Origin of the sequence: Pseudoalteromonas umbrosa (assembly GCF_030125375.1) — a bacterium.
Classification (GTDB): domain Bacteria; phylum Pseudomonadota; class Gammaproteobacteria; order Enterobacterales; family Alteromonadaceae; genus Pseudoalteromonas; species Pseudoalteromonas umbrosa.
On sequence record NZ_JASJUU010000008.1, the window covers coordinates 258411 to 277569 of the forward strand.

The 19159-nt window shown below is 40.4% G+C and carries 20 protein-coding genes; 11 read left to right on the forward strand and 9 right to left on the reverse strand.

Annotation, left to right across the window (positions count from 1 at the left end; translation table 11 throughout):
- Positions 1–13: 13 nt before the first annotated feature.
- The 4 genes from fabD to yceD all read right to left on the reverse strand — a co-directional run bounded on the left by fabD (position 14) and on the right by yceD (position 2851).
- Positions 14–940, reverse strand: coding sequence for an ACP S-malonyltransferase (gene fabD, locus QNM16_RS22390; RefSeq protein ID WP_284022491.1), 927 nt, complete (start codon positions 938–940; stop codon positions 14–16).
- A gap of 153 nt (positions 941–1093) precedes the next feature.
- Entirely contained in the window at positions 1094–2134 is a 1041-nt protein-coding gene (gene plsX, locus QNM16_RS22395; protein WP_284022492.1) for a phosphate acyltransferase PlsX, read from the reverse strand.
- 11 nt (positions 2135–2145) lie between these two features.
- A complete protein-coding gene (gene rpmF / locus QNM16_RS22400) occupies positions 2146–2316 on the reverse strand; it encodes a 50S ribosomal protein L32 (RefSeq protein WP_063362224.1) in 171 nt (56 codons plus the stop codon).
- A gap of 10 nt (positions 2317–2326) precedes the next feature.
- A complete protein-coding gene (gene yceD / locus QNM16_RS22405; protein WP_284022493.1) occupies positions 2327–2851 on the reverse strand; it encodes a 23S rRNA accumulation protein YceD in 525 nt (174 codons plus the stop codon).
- Positions 2852–2972: 121 nt separating this feature from the next.
- On the opposite strand from yceD, the gene QNM16_RS22410 reads away from it, so the two are divergent.
- Complete coding sequence (locus QNM16_RS22410) at positions 2973–3566, forward strand: Maf family protein (protein ID WP_284022575.1); 594 nt, start codon at positions 2973–2975, stop codon at positions 3564–3566.
- On the opposite strand, the gene QNM16_RS22415 is transcribed toward QNM16_RS22410, so the two are convergent.
- Complete coding sequence (locus QNM16_RS22415; RefSeq protein ID WP_284022494.1) at positions 3549–4190, reverse strand: HAD family hydrolase; 642 nt, start codon at positions 4188–4190, stop codon at positions 3549–3551. The genes QNM16_RS22410 and QNM16_RS22415 overlap by 18 nt on opposite strands.
- Positions 4180–5142: a 23S rRNA pseudouridine(955/2504/2580) synthase RluC gene (rluC, locus tag QNM16_RS22420; RefSeq protein WP_063362227.1), complete on the reverse strand. Its 963-nt coding sequence runs from the start codon at positions 5140–5142 to the stop codon at positions 4180–4182. The genes QNM16_RS22415 and rluC overlap by 11 nt, the downstream gene beginning before the upstream one ends.
- A 545-nt stretch (positions 5143–5687) precedes the next feature.
- Between rluC and rne the strand changes: the two genes are divergently transcribed.
- Positions 5688–9002 carry a ribonuclease E gene (rne, locus tag QNM16_RS22425; protein ID WP_284022495.1) on the forward strand — a complete coding sequence of 1105 codons (3315 nt, stop codon included), beginning with the start codon at positions 5688–5690 and terminating at the stop codon, positions 9000–9002.
- A 322-nt stretch (positions 9003–9324) separates the two neighbouring features.
- Here rne and QNM16_RS22430 read toward each other — a convergent pair whose 3' ends face one another.
- Both QNM16_RS22430 and QNM16_RS22435 read right to left on the reverse strand, forming a co-directional pair.
- Positions 9325–10653, reverse strand: a complete 1329-nt coding sequence (locus QNM16_RS22430; protein ID WP_284022496.1) for a murein transglycosylase domain-containing protein — start codon at positions 10651–10653, stop codon at positions 9325–9327.
- Positions 10654–10697: 44 nt separating this feature from the next.
- On the reverse strand, positions 10698–11276 hold the full coding sequence (locus QNM16_RS22435) for an LPP20 family lipoprotein (RefSeq protein ID WP_063363913.1): 579 nt from the start codon (positions 11274–11276) through the stop codon (positions 10698–10700).
- 205 nt (positions 11277–11481) lie between these two features.
- Between QNM16_RS22435 and QNM16_RS22440 the strand changes: the two genes are divergently transcribed.
- The 3 genes from QNM16_RS22440 to QNM16_RS22450 are packed head-to-tail and all read left to right on the forward strand — an operon-like array spanning position 11482 to position 14804.
- Positions 11482–13188 carry a COG3014 family protein gene (locus QNM16_RS22440; protein ID WP_284022497.1) on the forward strand — a complete coding sequence of 569 codons (1707 nt, stop codon included), beginning with the start codon at positions 11482–11484 and terminating at the stop codon, positions 13186–13188.
- Positions 13189–13201: 13 nt separating this feature from the next.
- Positions 13202–13816 (forward strand): penicillin-binding protein activator LpoB, encoded by a 615-nt coding sequence (locus QNM16_RS22445; protein WP_284022498.1) that lies wholly within the window; start codon positions 13202–13204, stop codon positions 13814–13816.
- Positions 13806–14804 carry an LPP20 family lipoprotein gene (locus tag QNM16_RS22450; RefSeq protein ID WP_284022499.1) on the forward strand — a complete coding sequence of 333 codons (999 nt, stop codon included), beginning with the start codon at positions 13806–13808 and terminating at the stop codon, positions 14802–14804. The genes QNM16_RS22445 and QNM16_RS22450 overlap by 11 nt, the downstream gene beginning before the upstream one ends.
- 45 nt (positions 14805–14849) lie before the next feature.
- Here the strand turns inward: QNM16_RS22450 and yejK are convergent, their stop codons facing one another.
- Positions 14850–15860, reverse strand: coding sequence for a nucleoid-associated protein YejK (gene yejK / locus QNM16_RS22455; protein ID WP_284022500.1), 1011 nt, complete (start codon positions 15858–15860; stop codon positions 14850–14852).
- Between the two features lie 66 nt (positions 15861–15926).
- Between yejK and QNM16_RS22460 the strand changes: the two genes are divergently transcribed.
- The 6 genes from QNM16_RS22460 (at position 15927) to QNM16_RS22485 (ending at position 19060) form a co-directional block, all read left to right on the forward strand.
- A complete protein-coding gene (locus QNM16_RS22460; protein WP_063363908.1) occupies positions 15927–16139 on the forward strand; it encodes a YejL family protein in 213 nt (70 codons plus the stop codon).
- Positions 16140–16143: 4 nt separating this feature from the next.
- A complete protein-coding gene (locus tag QNM16_RS22465; RefSeq protein ID WP_284022501.1) occupies positions 16144–17637 on the forward strand; it encodes a DUF3413 domain-containing protein in 1494 nt (497 codons plus the stop codon).
- Between the two features lie 96 nt (positions 17638–17733).
- Positions 17734–18207: a DUF4124 domain-containing protein gene (locus tag QNM16_RS22470; protein ID WP_284022502.1), complete on the forward strand. Its 474-nt coding sequence runs from the start codon at positions 17734–17736 to the stop codon at positions 18205–18207.
- Between the two features lie 328 nt (positions 18208–18535).
- Entirely contained in the window at positions 18536–18682 is a 147-nt protein-coding gene (locus QNM16_RS22475; RefSeq protein WP_284022503.1) for a hypothetical protein, read from the forward strand.
- A gap of 42 nt (positions 18683–18724) precedes the next feature.
- On the forward strand, positions 18725–18871 hold the full coding sequence (locus QNM16_RS22480) for a hypothetical protein (protein ID WP_284022504.1): 147 nt from the start codon (positions 18725–18727) through the stop codon (positions 18869–18871).
- A gap of 42 nt (positions 18872–18913) precedes the next feature.
- Positions 18914–19060 carry a hypothetical protein gene (locus QNM16_RS22485; RefSeq protein WP_284022505.1) on the forward strand — a complete coding sequence of 49 codons (147 nt, stop codon included), beginning with the start codon at positions 18914–18916 and terminating at the stop codon, positions 19058–19060.
- The last annotated feature ends 99 nt before the right edge of the window (positions 19061–19159 follow it).

The window sequence follows — 19159 nt, forward strand, 5'->3', positions numbered from 1 at the left end:
TGTTCTTCTCTAATTATTCTGCACTTTCAACTGATGCTAAATCGTTAGCAGCAGCACATTTAACTGATTTATCAATTCTCTTTGCTAGACCTGTCAGCACTTTACCTGGACCAAATTCATAGGCTTGAGTAATTTCCTGCGCAGCAAGTTTTTGTACAGTCTCGGTCCAGCGTACTGGACTGAATAGCTGCCTAACCAAAGCGTCTTTTATCTCAGCAGCATTTTGTGCCACCTCAACATCGACGTTGTTAATAACCTGATATTTAGGCTCTGAAAAAGTTAAGCTTTCTAAATCTGCCGCTAAACGCTCAGCTGCAGGCTTCATCAACTCGCAGTGAGATGGCACGCTAACAGACAGAGGCAAAGCACGTTTCGCACCAGCTTCTTTACATGCTTCACTTGCGCGTTCAACCGCTTCTTTGTGTCCAGCAATAACAACTTGGCCTGGTGAGTTATAGTTTACAGGTGAAACAACTTGCCCTTGTGCGGACTCATCACACACTTTAGCAATAACATCGTCATCTAAACCGATAATAGCTGCCATCGAGCCCGTACCTGCAGGTACAGCTTCTTGCATGTATAAGCCACGCTTTTCAACTAGCTTTACTGCCTCTGCAAGTTCGATAACACCAGCACATACCAACGCAGAATATTCACCTAAGCTATGGCCTGCTAATACTAGCTCAACATCAAGGTTTTTGGTTTGCCAATGACGGAAAATCGCAACGCTTGCTGTTAATAGCGCTGGCTGAGTTTTATGCGTTTTATTTAGCTCTTCCTCAGGACCATTCAATACTAAATTTTGAAGATCATATCCAAGCGCTTCTGATGCCTCTACAAACGTGTTTTTTACAACCTCAGAAGATTCTAGCAACTCTGATAGCATGCCAACGCTCTGAGAGCCTTGACCTGGGAAAAGTAAAGCAATTTTTTGTGACATATGATGCTCTTTTACTCGTCTTAAATTCGCCCGCCGTCAATGAGTGAAATAAAATATTGCGATTACACTGACTGCAGACGTATAACTAAAAATGATTATATAAAACAACTTGTTTAAATGGACGCGAAATGAGCTAAAAAAGCGGTGTTCTTGCTAGCTTATAGACGTTTCTTCCACATCTGACATTTTTTTAAAAGCTGTTTGTATCTTTTCGGGAATGCGTCGATTAACCTCTCTAACAGCTTCATCGATCGCTGCTAAAAATGCCTTATTCGAAGCATTTCCGTGACTTTTTACGACAATACCACGCAATCCTACCAGACTTGCACCGTTATACTGGTCGGGGTTCACCTTTTTATAGAGTTTTTTTATCACTGGACGTAATAAAAACGCAAGCACCTTGTAGAAAAAGTGCTTTTTCAAGGCTTTCGTGAATTTTAGCATGATTAACTTAGCAATTCCCTCGCAAGTTTTTAAAGCAATGTTACCAACAAATCCTTCACAAACAATCACATCTGACTTGCCAGAGAAAATATCACTTCCTTCACAGTATCCTTGATAATTAAGGTAGCTACACTCACTCATTAACTTAGCAGCCTGCTTGATACCTTCATGGCCTTTTATATCTTCCGCACCAATATTTAGCAGACTTACTTTTGGATTTTCTTTATCTAGAGATTCACCGGCAACGATTGAGCCCATGATAGCAAACTGAAATAGTGTCTCGGGGTCGCAAAGTACATTAGCCCCTAAGTCGAGTAAATATACGGGTTGCTTTTTCTCAGTTGGCATCGATGTAATTAAAGCTGGTCGCTTAATCCCTGGTAGCATCTTTAGAACATAATGCGCCATAGATAATAGTGCACCTGTGTTACCTGAACTAACACACGCTTGAGCCTGACCCGATTTAACAAGATCAAGTGATATACGCATAGACGATTTACGTTTGTTTCTAAGGGCATGAGCAGGTTCACAATTATTAGTTACGACCTCATCACAATGCTTAATAATCAATCTTGGGTGGTTTATCTTTTTTGCTTGACTGAGAGCTTGACGTAATACAGCTTCATTACCGCAGAGTAATAAAGTTAAATTTGGGTATTTTTCAACTGCTAGAATCGCAGCTGGAATAGATGAACGGGGGCCATAATCGCCCCCCATCATATCTAACGCAATGGTTAGATTAGTCAGCATAAAGTAATCTCTTAGTTAGAAATTACTTTAACGCCTTTGTAGTAACCATCTGCAGTTACGTGGTGACGACGATGAGTCTCACCTGAAACTTGGTCTACAGTTAAAGCTGGTCCGCTGATTGCATCATGTGAACGACGCATGCCACGACGTGAACGAGTCACTTTGCTTTTTTGTACCGCCATTAGCCTTCTCCTAAGAATCTTTCTTAAGTTGTTTTAAAATTTCAAATGGATTTGGTTTACTATCTTCTGCTTCGATTTCGCCAAAGCTCACAGGCTTGTTTGAAAACGAACATGAAGCTTCATCATGCATAGGAACTATAGGAATCGCCAAAATCAATTCATCTTCAATCAATTGTCGAAGATTAATTTCGCCTTCTTCATCTAATTCCACCACATCGTAGCTTTCAGGAAGATCATCCGACTCTGCACCTAATCCGACTGGCGAATACGCAAAGTCTTGAGCCAAATCCAACCCTAATTCATCATTACAACGTTGACACACCAAAGTTACGCGTGTTCGAGCTGAGCCTCGAATCACAACCAAACCTTGCTGATCAATATCGCAATGAATAGTTACCGCTATTTCACCTACCTGATCCTGCACAACTTGCTGCAGTCGAGAAAGTTCTTCAAGCGACACAATGCCGTCATAAGTAGCTCGACGTTGCGCTGCCCTGCCTGGATCAAGAGTGATGGGAATTTTCACCTTTTGCATAGGGGCTGCATCATATAGATTGTTAGTGGTTTAGTCAAAGTAAAAATAAACTTTCCTATTGTTTTTCGCTGACTAAGGCTTATCCTTGAGTCAATTACTCAATTCAGACATAAATAGCCTGATGAAAACACCTATTATATTAGCCTCAAGCTCACCTTTTAGGCAGCAAATTTTAAAAAAAATTGCTTTACCATTCGCTTCGTTCTCACCGGACATAGACGAGTCCTCTTTAGAGGGGGAATCGCCTCAATCTTTGGTGCACCGTTTAAGTGAAAAAAAAGCGCAAGAAGCAGCCAAACACTTTTCTGACGGTTTATCTATCGGCTCTGATCAAGTCGCTGTATTCAATAATGAAGTACTAGGGAAACCACACACAAAAGAAAATGCGATAAAACAACTTTCCTTATTTAGTGGGCAATGTGTCACTTTTTATACAGGCCTGAGCGTTTTCTGTATTAAAGAGAACATATCAATCACTAAGGTAGTCCCATTTAAGGTCTATTTTAGAGAGTTAACCGGAACACAAATCTCAAATTATTTAGATCTTGAACAGCCATACAATTGTGCTGGCAGTTTTAAAAGTGAAGGTCTGGGAATTTGCTTGTTTGATAAACTAGAAGGAGAAGACCCTAACACATTAATAGGTCTTCCTTTAATTGAACTAACAAAAATATTGGCTGAATTTGGTGTAGATGTCTTAAGCCAAGCAAGTTAGTAACTGTTCAAACTCATCAATAATATGAACTGGGCTATATTGTGCCAGTTCATTTCGATTTGCCACACCAAATGTCACCCCGATTGCAGCGACGCCAGCTTTTCTTGCCATGTCCATATCTATGGTTGTATCCCCTATCATTACGGCTTGCTCTGGCGCAATATCCAGTTCGCTCAATATCTGCTGGATCATATCTGGGCTTGGTTTAGACTCCGCTTCATCAGCCGTGCGCGTCACAGCAAAATAACCGTCAAGTCCAGACTCTAGTAACAGTCTATCTAGACCAGCTCTACTCTTACCCGTCGCAACCGCTAACTTAATATTACAACTCGACAAAAACTGCAGGACACCTTCAACGCCTTCAAATAACTCAGTAGGTGTTTGATCTACTTCACGATAAATGGTTTTGTATGCATCAGCTAACTCTGCACTTCGGTGCGCTTGTTCGGGAAACAAAGTCTCTAGCGCAGTCTGTAAAGACAATCCAATGATACTCTTAGTTTTTTCTAAGGTTTCTCTCGAAAACTCATATTTGTCAGCTACTTTATTAATTGTATTGACAATCTTTGGCACCGTGTCCATCACAGTGCCATCCCAATCAAAAATGACCAGTTTATAGTCCATTATCTTCTCTTAATGTTTTAATACACGAGGTTAGCGCATCGTCAAGCGGCGCTTCAACGTGCAACGTAGTCTCAGTTTTAGGATGCAAGAAACGAAGTTCTCTTGCATGAAGGAATAGACGACCCAACCCTTTACTGCGCATTTGCGCATCAAAAGCTTGGTCACCATATTTATCATCACATGCAATTGGGTGGCCTTTACACTGAGTATGAACACGGATCTGATGCGTGCGTCCAGTTACAGGCGAAGCTTGTACTAGTGTCGCACCATTAAATCTTTCTAGGACACGAAAACGAGTATGGGATGCTTTACCTTCTTCTTGATCAACACGAACCACGCGCTCGCCAGATTTAAGCGTGTTTTTTCTCAAAGGTTCAGTGACATTTTTATGTTTTGAAGACCATTCTCCAGCTACCAATGCCCAATAGTTCTTCTCCATGGTCTTTTCTCTTAACTGCTCATGTAATCCCTTTAGCACAGCTCTGCGCTTTGAAATTAATAAACAGCCTGAAGTATCTCTATCTAGACGATGAACAAGCTCTAATGACTTCTCTTGAGGCCTCAAAGCACGAATGGCTTCTATTAAACCGTAACTTAAGCCACTCCCACCATGCACAGCCATACCTGAAGGCTTATTTATAACTATCAGGTATTTATCCTCATATATTATGCAGTCTTCAAGCCCAGCTACACGGTCTAAGTTTTTTGGTACAAACTCTGTCTTTTCAGCCGTTTTAATAGGAGGAATCCTAACTACATCATCAATTTGTAGTTTATATACTGGCTTTACACGCTTTTTGTTTACGCGTACCTCGCCTTTTCTCAAAATTTTATAGACAGCACTTTTTGGCACACCTTTTAAGTGCGTAACTAAAAAGTTATCAATACGCTGACCTAACTGATCTTCGGTGATAGTTACAAAGGTAACTTGTAAACCATTCTTTTCTGACATTGCCTAATCACTGATTTGAGTAATAATTTAGTTGCTATCACACAGTTATTAGTGGGATAATCGACTCGCAAATTTTGCGAGCATTGCTTTTTATCGCAAATAAACTGTCGTGATGCACATCTTGGGTGGAGGATCATACAGATCAGAGCTAAGATTTCCAAAGCTTTTATCTCCGACCTAAGACAATTATTACGTGTAATTGGCATAAGGTGAAGCGCGTAACAGTTCATCTTTTAATCGCCAGACGCGACGTACAAGTAATATAAAAGCAAAACTATCGTGTCTTGTGTAAATTTGCGGGTGTGTTTAACCCGAGCGAGTTCTGTAGGCAAAATGAACGCTATTTTTTAACCCGCCTTTGAGATAAATCAGGCTGTAAGTGTTAAAACAGACTAAGTTCCCTTCTCCCCAGTCGTGAGACTGCATCAGTAACAGGAACATTTAAGCTGCCTGCAATGGTACACAAGAATAGTATGAGTAAAATTTACCCTTCGATGTAATGTAACTATCGAACGGTAAATATAGTAAATAGAGTATATAAGAATATGAAACGCATGCTAATCAATGCGACGCAGCAAGAAGAAATGCGCGTTGCACTGGTTGATGGCCAGCGTCTATACGATCTAGATATAGAGAGCCCTGGTCACGAACAAAAGAAAGCCAATATTTATAAAGGCAAAATTACCCGAATTGAACCCTCTCTTGAAGCTGCTTTTGTCGATTATGGCGCAGAGCGTCACGGCTTCCTTCCTCTCAAAGAAATCGCTAAAACTTACTTCCCTGAAGGCTACACATTTAATGGGCGTCCAAATATCAAAGACGTGATTAAAGAAGGTCAGGAAGTTATTGTTCAAGTTGATAAGGAAGAGCGAGGACAAAAAGGCGCAGCACTAACAACTTTCATTAGCGTTGCAGGTAGTTACCTTGTTTTAATGCCTAACAACCCTCGTGCAGGTGGTATTTCACGTCGTATTGAAGGTGACGAGCGCATCGAACTTAAAGAAGCATTAAGCCGTCTTAAACTACCTAAAGGCATGGGACTTATCGTTCGCACAGCGGGCGTTGGCAAGTCATTTGAAGAACTTGAATACGATTTGAAAGCACTACTTGTGCATTGGCAAGCTATTCAAGAAGCCGCGGATAGCCGAAAAGCACCTTTTTTGATCCATCAAGAAAGTAACGTTATTTTTAGAGCTATTCGTGATTATCTTCGCCGTGATATCGGTGAGATTCTTATCGATAAGCAAAAAGTATTTGACGAGGCCAGAGCGCACATAGAGCGCTTTAGACCTGATTTTATAAACCGTGTGAAACTGTACAAAAATGATGTACCTCTATTCACGCATTATCAAATTGAAAGCCAAATCGAGTCTGCATTCCAACGTGAAGTACGCTTGCCTTCTGGTGGTTCGATTGTCATAGACCCAACTGAAGCTTTGACTTCTATTGATATCAACTCGTCTAAGGCGACAAAAGGCGGCGATATCGAAGAAACTGCTCTAAATACAAATTTAGAAGCGGCTGATGAAATTGCGAGACAATTGAGACTTCGAGATCTTGGCGGTCTTATTGTCATTGATTTCATCGATATGACACCTCCACGCCATCAGCGTGAAGTTGAAAATCGCTTAAAAGAAGCGGTTAGAGCTGACAGAGCACGAGTTCAAATCGGTAAGATTTCAAGATTCGGTCTTCTAGAAATGTCTCGCCAACGCCTTCGCCCTTCTCTTGGTGAAGCAAGTCAGCATTCGTGCCCGCGCTGTAATGGGCAAGGCACAATTCGCTCAAACGAATCTATCGCTCTGTCGATTTTACGTTTGATTGAAGAAGAAGCCATTAAAGAAAATACAGCCCAAGTAAACGCACAAGTACCTGTTAAAGTTGGCTCTTTCTTACTAAACGAAAAACGCCGTGCAGTACAACGTATCGAGAAAAGGCATAATTGCCACGTTGTAATTATTCCAAACCAACATCTAGAAACACCTCACTACGAAGTGGTTCGTTTACGTAAAGATGATGTACCTGAATTAGCAAGCTATGAACAGGTTGCAGAGCCAGTAGCGGACATTGTTGAGGTCCAGATGGCTCAAGCTACACCTAAAGAAGAGCCGGTACTCAAAGGTGTTGTTATGCCAACAGCACCTGCTCCTGCATCACAGCCTAGTACACCAAAAGCGACTGTTGCGAAAAAAGATAAACCAGCAGCAGAGCAAAAAGTGGGCCTACTAACACGTGTTAGCAAATGGCTTAAAGGGTTATTTTCTTCTGAAGAAGAACAAGCTAAAGAAGAAGAGAAAAAGCAACAACCTAAGCGCCGTGGTAAACCAGATAATCGTCGACGTAATCAACGTAGGAAAGGTCGTGGTCGTGGAGATGCACAAAAAGATGCAACTACTACAAACGATAGCATTGGAAAAGGAGAAGAGAAAGATCGCTCTGAAAATCAAGAACGCTCAGAGAATCGTAACAAACGTCGCCGTCAAAACAATCGTAAACGTGTAGATTCAGATAAAGCGAAAACTACAACAAACGAAAATCAGAAACAGGAAACTCAGCAAGAGCAGAAAGAAAAGCCTGTTAAACAACGTCGCCAACGCCGTAACTTACGTAAAAAAGTACGAGTTGAGAATCAAGCTGATGCAACTCAAGAGCAAATCAAGGACGTGGCAGGGCCTGTTCTTACAGAGCCTGCGCAACAAGAGCAAACTGAAAAGCCTGTTTACGAACCTGCCGCGATTGAGGAAGTTAAGGCAGCTGTAATCGAGGAAGTTAAGGCGAATGTAGAGACATCCATAAATACAGCCCCTACTAAAACGTTAAACTCTGACTCAGAGGCATCAGTAAATGAAAATACTGAAGCACCTACTTTTGGCGCTGAACAAGTAGAGCAAAGTGAAGAAGTCGATGCAGAAAAACGTGAAGCAAAGACCCGCTCTAGACGCTCGCCTCGCCACCTAAGAGCGGCTGGTCAAAGACGCAAACGTGGAGAGTCAGCGAACCGTCAATCGGAACCTGCATTTGTTCCAGTTGCTGATCAAGCTGCGGCAGAGTTTGAAGCGCAAATGCGCTCAAATGAGTCTCAATCAACTGAGCAGGCAGCACCTGTTGCTGAACAAGCGCCTGTTATTGAACAAGCACCTGTTGCTGAACAAGCGCCTGTTGCTGAGCAAGCACCTGTTGCTGAGCAGGCACCTGTTGCTGAGCAGGCACCTGTTGCTGAGCAGGCACCTGTTGCTGAACAAGCGACTGTTGCTGAACAAGCGACTGTTGCTGAACAAGCGACTGTTGCTGAACAAGCGCCTGTTGCTGAGCAAGCACCTGTTGCGGAACCTACTCCTGCTGAGGAACCTGCTCCTGCTGAGGAACCTGCACCTGTTGCGGAACCTGCTCCTGTTGCGGAACCTGCACCTGTTGCGGAACCTGCTCCTGTTTCGGAACCTGCACCTGTTGCTGAACCTGCACCTGTTGCTGAACCTGCACCTGTTGCGGAACCTGCACCTGTTGCGGAACCTGCACCTGTTGCGGAACCTGCACCTGTTGCTGAACCAGCACCTGTTGCTGAACCAGCACCTGTTGCTGAACCAGCACCTGTTGCTGAACCAGCACCTGTTGCTGAACCAGCACCTGTTGCTAAGCCAGCACCTATTGCTAAAGCTCAGAGCCGTGTTCGTTATAGCTGTACATCTGCTTCACCAATGACTAAGGCAAGCTCTTCAGAAGCTTTATCAGACGTGGCAGTACCTCAGGCAATGCCAGATGAACTAAGAGCAGTAATTAAGTCAAGTGGACTAGGCGTTGGATCTAAATCGCCAACCGCACGTGCAAGTGCCCAAATGGCCTCACCACAAGCTGTAAAATAACGACTTGTAACCATTTCAAAGTTAAAAAACCAGTCATGATGACTGGTTTTTTTTTACTCTAAAGCACCCTATTTTAGCGAATTTAACTCAACTAACTCTGTGCTTATTTAATGTTAGCATTAGTCCATAGGTTCTATCGGCTCACCTTTTTAGGTCAGGTCAGGTCAGGTCAGGTCAGGTCAGGTCAGGTCAGGTCAGGTCAGGTCAGGTCAGGTCAGGTCAGGTCAGGTCAGGTCAGGTCAGGTCAGGTCAGGTCAGGTCAGGAGAAATTTGAAGCATTATTTATGAAGTAGCAAGCAAAAGCTTGCTACTTACAATCGATTTAAATATATAACTTTTCAGCAGCCAACACTTTTTTGAGGTAGTGCTTGGTCTCATCATAAGGCAATCCAGATTGTAGAGCCTCTAGCACTCGTTCTGGTGGCATAGAATTGATAATTTTAGCCGCTTCACGGATATTTCTAGAATCATTCGTATTAAAGACTCTAGCGACATTGCCTGCTCCAGTATTATATGCAGCAATCATACAATATTTGCGACTAAGAGGATCTTTGATTTGGCTTAAATACCTATCGTTGAGCAGATGAAGATAAGCCGTGCCTGCTTCAATATTATTGTTCACAACGTAGAGATACGGCGCGCTCATAGGTGCATCAATTTTAAACAAAAACCGATTAACATCGACCCCCGCACTGGTCGGTACAACTTGCATTAGGCCATATGCAGGTATATGCGACTTAGCTAGTGGGTTAAAGTGACTTTCTGTGTGCATGACAGCCAAGACTATACTTGAGTCTATCTTAAACCGCTCACTATGCTTGGCAATATCACCGGTGTAATTGGATGCCCTTTTTTTGGCTAGACTACCCTGCGGTAGTTTGATAGTGATCTTGGTCACTTTTTCGTCATTTTGACCTGCTATCTGTCTAACTGACTGTGCTAAGTTTTGGATACGCTTAACTTCAAGCTGCTCTAACTTTGCTTTATCTTGCGCGAGCTTTTCAGAAACGGCTTTGGCAGTCTCTTCATCTAGTGCCAGTTGCTCATCCGCCTTTTTTTCTAATAGCTGTTTTTGCTCTACCGTTTGCTGTTTAATTTTTGCTTTGGCATCAATGATTGCGTTGACCTTTAAATTTCGATCAATATCGTAATCTTGAATACTAGCCTGCTCTAACGATACTTGTTCGCCACTAAAGAATGTTTGCATTAACGCAGTTTCAGCTTTTCTAAAACGCTCAAACTCTTGCTGTACATCAGATTTTGATGGGGCACCTTCCCCTTCATGACGAATGCTTAAAACAATTTCATTTCGCTCAAAGTCAACTTCTAATCTTGAGCGGTTATCTTCAGAATAAGAGACATATTCACTTTGTGAAGCGACTTTAGCTTCACCCCACTCTTTGATGAGCTTATCTCTAAATTCGTCATATTCAGCCAAATGCTGTTCGACAAACTCTTCATACTCTCCCAAATGCTGCGCCTTGAACTGTTCGAACTCTGAACGCTCAGAACTTGATTCTGGAGTTGATTGCTTCTTGCTATCGTAACCCTGCATCTCTTGTGAGAGCTCACCAAAAAGTGTCGCAGTACTTGCAAAAGCAGTACTTACTACAAATTGAGAAGCGATTGTTAATGCGAGTACTTTTTTCACTTTAATATCCTTAAAAGCAAAAACGCGCCAAAAGGCGCGCCGTATTAATTCGTCAATCTAGCAATTTCTTTTTCTAAATCTTTTTCAGCTTTGTAAGCTTTAAATTCTTGATATAGGAATTTCTCATCTTGAGGGTTGATTTCTTTCTTTGTCTCTTTGATCACATCTTTAAACAATGAATGTGTAAGCTGTGGTGATAACACAACTAAAGAACAGTAGTAATCTTTCCCACCAATTTCTACTACATCCGCTTTATTCACACGAGAGCCATTTAGTGTTTGCTTCGTTAGTTGCTTTGACACAGAACTAAACGTAGAACCTACTGTCGTATCGTCATTAGCATCAGTGCGGTTTGCAAATGTCTTGTCTAAGCCTTCAATTCGAGTTTCGATTTGTTGAGCTAACGCTAAACGCGCATTTGCAACAGAGCTTTTTTGATCGATTGAAATATTACCTGAGAATTTAACACAGTCAGCAGCAGCAATGCCGTTTTCAATCGTTGGGTTCAATACCCAATCGGGAATATTTACTTTAGATTGAGAAGCAGACTGATCTTGCGTCGAGCTACAACCTGCCAAGATCCCTGTAACAAGCACAGTAGTAAGTAGCGATTTAAGTTTCATGGTATTTTCCTTCGTAAGATTGATTGCCTAAAGCGATGATTTAAATTTAACAAAAGGCTTGGCTAATTACAGTAATAAATTGTAAGAACGATTTTTTACAACTTTATTCTTTAAAAAAACTAAAAAAATCTTAAACTTGCTGACAATATAACTGAATAAATTGGTATAGTCACTGTCATGTTTTTTACAAGTCATGGATGTCAACGTGCAAAATAACACAATCACTAAACAGCACTTTGCTTTCTTTACAGTCATTTATCTGTTTTTTCTCAGTGGGTGTCAAAGTACCCCCGCTAATAAGAGTGCAATTCTATTAGCTCAGCAAGGCGAGTTTGAATCCGCAAAACAAACCATTCGTACAGACTATTCTGCAACGGGAAAGAGCAAGCTACTTTATTACTTAGAGTTAGGTATGCTTAATCATCTACAAGGTAACTACCAACTCAGTAACCAACAATTAACCGAAGCACAGCAAATTATAGAAGAACAATACACAATCAGTATTTCAGAAAGTGCGCTCGCTTTATTGAGTGGGCCTGCTTACACAACATATGCAGGTAAGATATATCATAGACCTCTTATTAACTTCTATAAAGCACTGAACTACAACGCACTGGCAAATCAGCCCAATGCTGAACGTCAAACCTTTTTAGATTCTGCCCTCGTCGAAATGAGACAACTGGATACCTACCTTTCAGGGTTGAAAGATGCCACTGGCGGATATAATAACGAAGAACAGCCTTCTGGTTTAGATCAATTAACTGAGCAAATAGATAATTTAACTAGGCCCCTATTTGCACCAAATGATCTGCTAAAAGATATAGAATATAAAGATGATGCTTTTGCACATTATGTCAGTGGTATCCTCTTTGAACGCAACCAAGAACTGGACTCCGCTAGAATACAGTATCAACGTGCAATCCAAGCTTTCGAGAATGGCTTTGCTAAACAGTACGATATAAACCCAACTGTTGTTACCCAAATCAAGAAAGACCTTATTCGAGTAATGGAAGCTGCTGGAGGCTATTCAAATGAAGTAGCGCAGTTAAAATCTGAACTTGAGATCACAGCCAGTAAAGCTGCTCAACCTGTACTAAATATTTTACAAGATGTTGGAATAGGACCGCAACGAAAGCAATTCAACTTACTCTTAAATGTAGATGAAGATGCAAAAGCTCTCGTTATGACACCAATTCTATGGGGTACACAACAAGAACAACAAGCGCAAATGCGCTGGTTTCAAATGCTCTATGCTGACACTAGTCTATTTGACCTCATACAAAACTATGCGACCGGTGATATAGGCGATGTCGTCATGGGAGGGCTCACCAAACGTATTCCACTAGGTCCAATGTGGGATGATGCCGTAGACATCGGATTGATAAGTGCACTTGAATACGGGAGCCGTATTTCGGTTACTTACCTTGAGCCTTTACAACAGCAAATAGAACGATCTGAAATATGGGTAGGCGAGAAAAAAGTCGCAAATCTAGATAAGATTTATTCTGTTAGCCTTCTCACATTGCAAGATGCGCTAAATAATGCCAACTCAGAAATACAAATTGCCTTGGCAAGGGAGATAGTCAAGTCATTAACAGCTCAAAAAGCTATCTCAGCTACTGGTCTAGATTCTTCATTTTCCGGATTTGCAAAACTTGCTACATCCGTTGTAAATGCAGTAACGGCTTCTGCCGATTTAAGGCAATGGCATTCTTTGCCAGCACAGATAAATTATGTACAGCTGCCTCTTTCTAAAGGAGAACATACTATTACACTAAAAACTTATTTAGCATCCGGTATCGTTCTCGAACAGAGTGAAACTATTCAAATTGTCGATAATGTGACGCTCTGGCATACGCGCACATTTTTACAAGAAACACGTATCGAAACACCAGATTCAACTTTTTTATAATGGAAAAATTGTTATGAAATGTAATAAGACCTTACTTAAACTTACTCCGCTTTTTGTTGCTTGTACTCTTGCGGTTTCTGGTTGCTCATCAACCAAAGTCCAAAGAGTAGATGCAAATCAAGAGGTTGCATTATCTGACAAATGGAATGCAAAGGACTCACAACTAGTTGCAGAAGCAATGATCAATGACATGCTGAGCTTTCCATGGGTAAACGATCACTTACAAAAAGAAGGCTCTAAACCTGCTATTATCATTCAGTCAGTGCGTAACAAATCTCATCAACACATTGCTGTAGATACATTTTTGAACGACTTAAAGCGTTCGATTTTACGCAGCGGACAAGCTGATTTCGTCGCTAACAAAGATGTGAGACGAGAAATCAGAGACGAACGTAAAGATCAAGAGCTTAATTCAAGTCTTGAGAGTCAGAATGAAATGGGGCAAGAGTACGGCGCAGACTATGCACTTTCTGGCACTATCAACTCTTTTGTTGATGAGCAAGGTGGTGATCGCGTGACTTTTTACCAAGTTGATTTACGTCTAATTGATATGACGACAAACCGTGAGGTATGGAATGGACAAAAGAAAATTCAAAAGCTGCAGGAACGTTCACGTTTTGGCTTCTAAACCACTTTTAGCGACACTGCTTAGTGTCGCTTTGCTTTCTGGTTGTCAGAGTAATTCAGCGAGCCAAACACAACAAAGTACCACACCACAGTGGATAACTGTGACACCAGCGTCTAGTTATATGGTGTACGGTGTTGGCAATGCGCAAAATACAGGTGACTTGCAACAAGCTAAACTAGCAGCACAAGAGTCTGCTCGTCTCGCGCTGGCGAAGCAACTGAATGTGACCATTTCTGCAAATACAACCATTAGCCAACAAGCTGACAACAAATCAATGACCTTTCACATTGATGAGTATATTCAATCAAAAGTCCCAAATATTCAGTTACAGGGCGTAAAAATTGAAGATGAATATATCAGTGCTGATAAACAAACTGTTTTTGCCTTAGCTGCATTCAATCGTACTGAAGCCGTCATGCAAACCGAGTTATCGATCAATGCACTTGATGACGAGATCAGTCAATTTTCATTATCTCAAGCTCAAAAAAGTAAAAGCTTAGCACTTAAAAGTGCAGTTGCACTCAAAGAGCTTGGTGTTAAGCGGAACAAACTAAATAATTATTTGCAAATGCTTCAAGCCGCGCACGTCAGTATGCCAAATACTGTACGAGCAAAGCTAGAAATGGCAGATGCACTATTAAATGACATTAGCTTTAGTATTAGTGCTGATAATAGCAAGCACCAAAAAGTCAGAGACATGCTTGCCAAAGCACTAACGAGTCAAGGTATCAAGATCGTAAATCAGGGTGCTGATTTCGATTTAAGCTTCCGTGTCGATTGGCAAGATATGAATAAATCAGGCACTTTTTATAGCCTGGCAGAAAGCTATCTTGTGGTGAAAGAACAAGGTGAAGAAAAAGCACACTTTAATGCTAGAGTAAAAGCAGCTTCAAGCTTTAAAGACACTGCAAAAAGCAATGCGATGGGAAAACTCGCTGATAAATTGGGCCAGCAGTTGGCACAGTTTGTTGTAACCGGCAAATCCTAACCTGCGCTTTTGTGAAACAAAATAAAAAGGCCATAGTGGCCTTTTTTATTTTTCTTGAGAATATTTTTCTAGTTGATCTTTTAAGTTAGGTGGGACACCTTTGATAGTAAGCGTATCACTAACTGGATCATAGATGACGCGCTCGCCTAAGTGCTTTCTCTCGAATCCGACACTTACGCCACCGCCCATACCCGAAAACTTCACCATTGCTGTAACAGTCTTTTTATCAAGTGGGAATGACTCTTCCAGTTCATAGCCCTGTTCTTTATAAAAATCCTCAAACTGAACATCTGAAGATTTCGAAAGCGTATCAGATAAGCCTTCGATATCAGCATCTTCACCACTATTAATACAGTCATTACAGTAATCAAATACTTCTTTTCTGATGACGTCTTTTTCTGATTTTTCAAACTGCTGCTCAGCCAAATAGTCTTCAACTGCATGCAACATTGTCTGTGACTGCTGCTTAGGATCAACCCCTTCAGCACATCCCAAAAAGTCTAAGAAAAAGTCAGCAACTTTTCGTCCAGCTCGGCCTTTGATAAAAGAAATATAGCGATTTTCCTCCGCTTGCGTATCCCATGCCGTTAAATCGATACGCGCAGCTAACTGCATTCGAGAAATATCCAAGTGCCTAGAACTTGCTAAATCCAGTTCAGAAGTAATCGAATAATGTTCTTTAATGCTAATTTGAGAAATCAGCATATAATCGCAACCGACATATTGATAATGACAAAAAATTAAATAACCCGTTTCATGAAACGCATATTTATTTAGCTCTTCTTTTAACACTTCAGTTGCCTGCTGTGTCAAATGCCAAAAACCCAGCTCATTATTACGATAACTCTGCATTGCAGAGGCCACTGTACTATTTTTGTCACCATCAAATGCGCAAAACCCCTTTCCAGGCTTACCATTATATGCATGGTGCAACTGCTCAATAAATACATTGACCCTATCATTAATGGCCATCTCATCTTCACGTAAATGAATTTGCGTTTCTTCGTCTTGCTTGTCTACATAATGTACAACAAGCTTTTTCACCTCAATGCTCATCTTTGTTTTTAACGCCTCTGGTGTTAGAATATGAAGAATTGTAACTCTATTAATTTGAACCAACCGATGCCAATTCAGTCTAAATATTCCAATGAACAAGTAGAACAAATTGTTGATAGTTTAATCACTGTGCTTCAAGAGCACAAAGCACCTGTCGACTTGAGTTTAATGTGTTTAGGAAATTCTATCACGCACATCTTAAAAGAGCATGTGCCAGAGAGTAAAAGAGAAGAAGTCGCAGAGAATTTTGCAAAGGCGCTTACTCAATCGGTAAAGTAACGGAATGAATTTAACACCACATAGTCCTTTTTCTTCAAAAGCGAGTCAACTGCTAAGTTGGGGACACTGGTTTACTTTTGCTAACATCGGGCTAGTGCTTATCATTGCACTAGCCTATTTAGCAGCAGATGCAGCACCAAGCAGCGTGGTTGGCTGGGTATACATGATTGTTACTTGGGTAAGTCACACTAGCTTCATTACTTTTTGTGCCTTCGTGTTAACCGTGTTTCCACTGAGCTTAATCTTTCCTTACCCTCGTCATATACGAGGCATGGCTGCGCTCATTGCAACATTTGGTATATCAGTTTTATGCCTAGACGCATTTGTATATTATCAACACGGCTACCATTTAAGCTTTCAATCTTTGTCGGAAATAATGTCCCTGTTAATCAGCATACTTGATAACATGTCCATGCTGACGATTATTTTAATCTTCTTAGGGTTTATAGCCATATTTGGGTTTGAACTTGTTGTAGGAAATCATGCATGGCGACATTTAGACAAACTCAAATCTTACAAATTTCCTAAATACGCAACTGCTTTTTTAGTTACTTGTTTTGCCACTAGCCACCTAATGCATGTGTGGGCTGATGCTAATAATTATTTTGATGTCACTAAGCAAGATAATGTATTACCACTTTCCTACCCCACTACAGCGAAAACATTATTAGCTAGGCACGAGCTACTAGATTTAACTGAATACGAGCAGGCAAGAACTGTACGATTAGAGAACGCCACATCTCATTTTCAGGTGCCAAGTAATTTACAATACTGTGAATTTGATGCACCGGCTGTAGATATTTTTGTCTTGGATTCTATATCAAATTCAGCTAGTCAATTATCAAATAAAGACTTATTTAGCTACCCTCATGTATTAGTGCCCACTAATCCAAAAGACCACTATTTTAATCTAATATATGGGCTGCCTGCCTATTATCGCAATACGATCACAGAACAAAAGCTATCCCCAATCTGGAACTCAAAAAACACATTATCAGTTACCAGTGACAATATGTTTGGTTACTTCAATGAACCAACACAAGACAGCAAAGTCAGATTTCACTTTACCTCAGAGCTGCCGGATTTTTCAGATTCTAGTACATACATCATTATCGAGCACCCCATGGGTAATGAAATTGTAACGCAAACAACAATGTACACTAACTTGCCCTATTTCTCAGATCATAAAGGGTTAATGCAAGGTACCGACATCATATACACTTTACTGGATAAACATTTTAATTGTGGCCAACTCGCCTCTCAAACCATGATAGGTAATGTTTCGGGGAGTAGCGAGCTAAACCAAGGCGTGAACTATTCACAAGGTGTTCTTATCACCTACAAAAAGGACCGTATTATCCTGGTTAATCATGATGGAAGACATAAACAAATTTCTGCAAAGGAAGGATTCCCTATTGAGCAAAAGATGGACATTCCCTTTCTCGTACAGAGTATAAAATTACTCAAAAGATTCACAACAAAAGCACCCAATCAATAATTGGGTGCTATAAGCCAATTTGTGCTCACATTTCAACGTAACCTTTTATTTTTTGTCTATAGTTAATTTATGCGCGACTACAGGGAAACGGCTGCTATGAAATTGATTTTACTTTTGTGCCTTTTATTTTGTACCAACAACGGCTTTTCGAAAACGACGGTTTCTTATTACAAATGCGTGACTGACAAAAGCACTATCTTTAGCCAACACCCCTGCTCTAATAGCGCACAGCAATACACACTTACTCACTCAGACCCAAAAGCTACCATACCCTCTGAACAACATTTTAAGACATTAAATGAGCTAGAGCGCAAACAAATTATTCTTAACCTTAAAAATGCTTTACGCGCAAAAAAGCAACATGCTGCAATACTTGGCCGTAAACGTGATGAAGCGGCCAGAAAGCAGCAGCGCCGTGTGACTCGTTTGATGGATGACCAAAAAAGAAAAGCTACTGTCAAAGATGTAAAAAAGCAGCTTAAGTCAATTAATAAAGATTACTTGCAGAGAGTTAAAGTGCTTAACAAAGAAATTGCTAAAATTGAAAAAAAACTCAAACGACTTCAATAAATAAAGACGTATGTTTCATCAACGCGATTAAATGCCAGTATACATAACAATACTGTGATATATGATTTTAAAGCTGCTCTTAATGTGATCTTACGTAAATAGACTAAAATAATTGCTGTTTAAAATGTGATATCGAAGATTAAGATACACCAAAATAATTTATAAATATAATGTGAATAATATTCTCTTTTTAATTTTTACAACCCAAAATTTTAAATTTAAATCTAATAATCATTAATTTCATAAAATTATTTTTTAGTCTTATCAATATTGATTTCATTTGTTTTTTTGTTATTGTTTTTTTGAGTTAATAAAAAGGAGAATTATAGTGAAGCTCAAACTAAATAAAAAGCCAGTTAAAAAACTCATTAATAATGATAAGAACTTAGCTAAAGGCCTGACGCCAGAGGTTGCAGGTGGCTGTCTTACAGGTTGTGTTGTGGCCTGTCGAACAGTAGATAAAGACCCTAAATAATCTATAGTATACTGTTTTGAGTTAGAAAAAAGGAGAATTATAGTGAAACTCAAGTTGAATAAAAAACCAGTCAAAAACCTCATTAATAATGATAAGAACTTAGCTAAAGGCCTGACGCCAGAGGTTGCAGGTGGCTGTCTTACAGGTTGTGTTGTGGCCTGTCGAACAGTAGATAAAGACCCTAAATAATCTATAGCATACTGTTTTGAGTTAGAAAAAAGGAGAATTATAGTGAAACTCAAATTAAATAAAAAACCAGTCAAAAACCTCATTAATAATGATAAGAACTTAGCTAAAGGCCTGACGCCAGAGGTTGCTGGTGGCTGTCTTACAGGTTGTATTGTGGCCTGTCGAACAGTAGATAAATACCCTAAATAACAAATAAAATCAACATCTTGAAAAGGCTCAAAGTTGTTAGCACTCTCTGGGCCTTTACACATCTACTATACTAACCAATACACATTGAACTAGAATCTC

Bases quoted from the DNA above. Each gene is read 5' to 3' on its own strand.
- fabD (WP_284022491.1), bottom strand. From the start codon at position 940: ATGTCACAAAAAATTGCTTTACTTTTCCCAGGTCAAGGCTCTCAGAGC.
- plsX (WP_284022492.1), bottom strand. From the start codon at position 2,134: ATGCTGACTAATCTAACCATTGCGTTAGATATGATGGGGGGCGATTAT.
- rpmF (WP_063362224.1), bottom strand. From the start codon at position 2,316: ATGGCGGTACAAAAAAGCAAAGTGACTCGTTCACGTCGTGGCATGCGT.
- yceD (WP_284022493.1), bottom strand. From the start codon at position 2,851: ATGCAAAAGGTGAAAATTCCCATCACTCTTGATCCAGGCAGGGCAGCG.
- QNM16_RS22410 (WP_284022575.1), top strand. From the start codon at position 2,973: ATGAAAACACCTATTATATTAGCCTCAAGCTCACCTTTTAGGCAGCAA.
- QNM16_RS22415 (WP_284022494.1), bottom strand. From the start codon at position 4,190: ATGGACTATAAACTGGTCATTTTTGATTGGGATGGCACTGTGATGGAC.
- rluC (WP_063362227.1), bottom strand. From the start codon at position 5,142: ATGTCAGAAAAGAATGGTTTACAAGTTACCTTTGTAACTATCACCGAA.
- rne (WP_284022495.1), top strand. From the start codon at position 5,688: ATGAAACGCATGCTAATCAATGCGACGCAGCAAGAAGAAATGCGCGTT.
- QNM16_RS22435 (WP_063363913.1), bottom strand. From the start codon at position 11,276: ATGAAACTTAAATCGCTACTTACTACTGTGCTTGTTACAGGGATCTTG.
- QNM16_RS22445 (WP_284022498.1), top strand. From the start codon at position 13,202: ATGAAATGTAATAAGACCTTACTTAAACTTACTCCGCTTTTTGTTGCT.
- yejK (WP_284022500.1), bottom strand. From the start codon at position 15,860: ATGAGCATTGAGGTGAAAAAGCTTGTTGTACATTATGTAGACAAGCAA.
- QNM16_RS22460 (WP_063363908.1), top strand. From the start codon at position 15,927: ATGCCAATTCAGTCTAAATATTCCAATGAACAAGTAGAACAAATTGTT.
- QNM16_RS22465 (WP_284022501.1), top strand. From the start codon at position 16,144: ATGAATTTAACACCACATAGTCCTTTTTCTTCAAAAGCGAGTCAACTG.
- QNM16_RS22470 (WP_284022502.1), top strand. From the start codon at position 17,734: ATGAAATTGATTTTACTTTTGTGCCTTTTATTTTGTACCAACAACGGC.